Genomic DNA, 2,663 nt, shown 5'->3' with positions numbered 1-2,663 from the left:
AGGGTCAGACACAAACGAAGTAGAAAGTGGATCGGGAGGGGGAGGATCGACAGGAGCAGAGGACGTAGAAGAAGGAGGGTCAGACACAAACGAAGTAGAAAGTGGATCGGGAGGGGGAGGATCGACAGGAGCAGAGGACGTAGAAGAAGGAGAGTCAGATATCAACGACGTAGAAAGTGAATTGGGGGGAGAAGATGGAGGATTAACAGGATGAGATAATGAAAACGAAGAAGGTTTACCAAATGGACCATTATAAGAACCTATTCTAGAAGAAATATAAACCCCTTCGAGTCGGAAATCCCAAAATTCCCCCTCACCTTCCACTAATCTTTGCGTAGCATCTGCTTCTCCAAAGGGCGAACCTGGACCATAACCACGAATACGATATTGATAAGGAAAACCTTTCACCGTAGTATAATCATCATAACCATTGGCGAGTCGAAAAGAACCTGCCTGCGCTGTTCCAGCAACTTGAATGAGTGAAATGCTTTGATCTTTTCCCTCATAGACTTCTTTACTTGCATATTTTGGAAAATTTTGCACATGAACGAATGTCGTTCCAGAAACATCCCCATAGATCAATATGCGATCCGTCTTTTGGGGATTAAACAAACCCTCATCATTCAAAAATGCATTCAACCTAATCTGAGCGTTTCCCTCAGCACTATAGACTTTTTTATCTTTTGATGCGAGAATTTTATCTCCTGCACCTATATCTGCTTTTTTTCCAATGCGTAGCGTTTGATAACCACTGTCTTCATCAAAGATCAATGTGCTATTGGAAAGACTTAGAGAAGAAAGCGATGAAACAGATTCCTGTAAACCATTGTATTTACTTTTAGTAAGATACCATTTTGAATAACGAATTAACTCTAAATCAATAACCGATCTATCCTCAACACGCGTACCTCCTGTAAGAGAGGAAGCGTTTGCTTTCACCAATAGAGAAGCATTATTTTCAGCTTTTAGCAACACATCACCAGAGATTTTTGTTTCATCCGATAATTCAAGAGTGCCTTTTACTTCATAGTCTTTATTCCCCTTCGCATAAATCGCAATCCCGTCTGGAACTGTCATATTTGTCTCTGATAAATAAACAAATGCCCTCCCCGTGATAACTTTTTTGGTTTTTAAATTTTTTTCATCATCTCGTTGCCTAATCATTTTAGTAAGCTCTTCTGGAGCTAAAACATTAAAGCACAGTCCATATACTCCCTCACCCTGAACAGAAATATTGTTTTTTTCTATCTTAATATTTGTATTCTTAAAGCCATCTGGTGAAATATATTTTTGAATTAACTTACCATTATCATTTACATAACCTGAAAAGTTTTTCATCAAGAATGCATGCATATGGTTCAGCTGAATAAAATTGTTTTTCAAATGAACGTCACCACCTTGAAAAACCTCAAAAGCTTCTGGCAATACCCCCATAGCTCCATCACCATCTGTTAAATTTTCCTCCCTCCTTCCTTGCCCCGTAATCCCCATAGTATCAAGAATATAGCGCCCCCCAAATCGGGTTGAAAATGAGCCAACCTGGTTAAAATTAACGGTACCGTCTGTCATTTTAACCATTGCATCAAAACCACTTATAATACCGATCCCTTTTACATTCAAATTATCTGGCTCAATATTGATATTCACACTCACTAAAGCAATATCCGTTCCTCTCCCCCATGCATAAATAGCATGTGAAGTCCCCTTAATTTCCCCTACTGTCATGTTAATAACGGCATTTTGAGCACGAAGAGCAGGTATATTCTTAAAATCTGAAGCTATTAGATTAATTTTTCCACCATTTCTTACATACGCCCCATACGCAGATATTTTATCTGGATCATCGCCAAAAACTGTTATCTGAGAGGCATTAACAATAGTGCCTGCTTTTTCTACATATATAGCTGCAATAGGTGCAATATGAGCAGACGTCTCTTGAGAACTTTTTAAGTAATAGATTTTATCTGCAAGAAAGTGTGTTTTTCTATCATCGCATTTATAAAATGCCCCTCCTGCATCACTTGAAGATCCTGCAGCACTAACATACGTAACCTGCAAAAAATAAAGAATAGCTGTTGTAACGTTGCATAAAAATACATATTTATGAAATACATAAATCATAACTCTTGCCACCTCCTATTCCCCTACTTCTATTCATTGAAGAATAATATCTATATTTAAGATAATAAATTTCTCAAAATACAATAAATATAAAATGAAATATTTAATTTAATACTTAATATAACACTATATACTTATATATAAGTTACTATATAGTTTATGTATCGCTAGAAAAGATGGCGCAATCCAGCAGAGAAACTCGTTCCAGAAAAACCAATTTTCTTAAATCTATGCTGATAAGTGACATCTCCACGAAGAGAAAGTTTTGTTGAGAGACGGGCATTAAACCCAACCCCTGCTTCCAAAGAAGAACCAAAGAAACCTAACTGAAAATCGTTTTTAAAAGAAACGAATTGCTTATCTTCAAAACTATGCAAATAAGAAAGCTTACTATAAAAAGAAACTTCACGTCCCTCTTCAGAAGCATTAAGCGTCTTGCTTAAACGCCCACCAACACGCCCCACCCATTGATGAAATTTTCCTAAATCAACATCAAGATTATCAACATCAAACGCCTGATGAAACTGAAGATGCTGATAAAC

The 2,663-nt window shown here is 37.1% G+C and carries 1 protein-coding gene and 1 pseudogene; both read right to left on the bottom strand.

All coding sequences use genetic code 11. The annotated features are described in order from the left end of the window. A pseudogene (locus ACFILZ_RS09505) lies at window positions 1–2,121 on the bottom strand (autotransporter outer membrane beta-barrel domain-containing protein); the annotation flags it as partial. Window positions 2,122–2,288: 167 nt separating this feature from the next. Continuing rightward, a partial coding sequence (locus ACFILZ_RS09500) for an autotransporter outer membrane beta-barrel domain-containing protein (protein ID WP_375611018.1) occupies window positions 2,289–2,663 on the bottom strand: 375 nt, incomplete at its 5' end.

It is taken from the genome of Bartonella sp. AP40SXNS (assembly GCF_042195825.1).
GTDB lineage: Bacteria > Pseudomonadota > Alphaproteobacteria > Rhizobiales > Rhizobiaceae > Bartonella.
The sequence above is the reverse complement of the archived record's forward strand: the minus strand, read 5'-3'. Positions and strand labels throughout refer to the sequence as shown.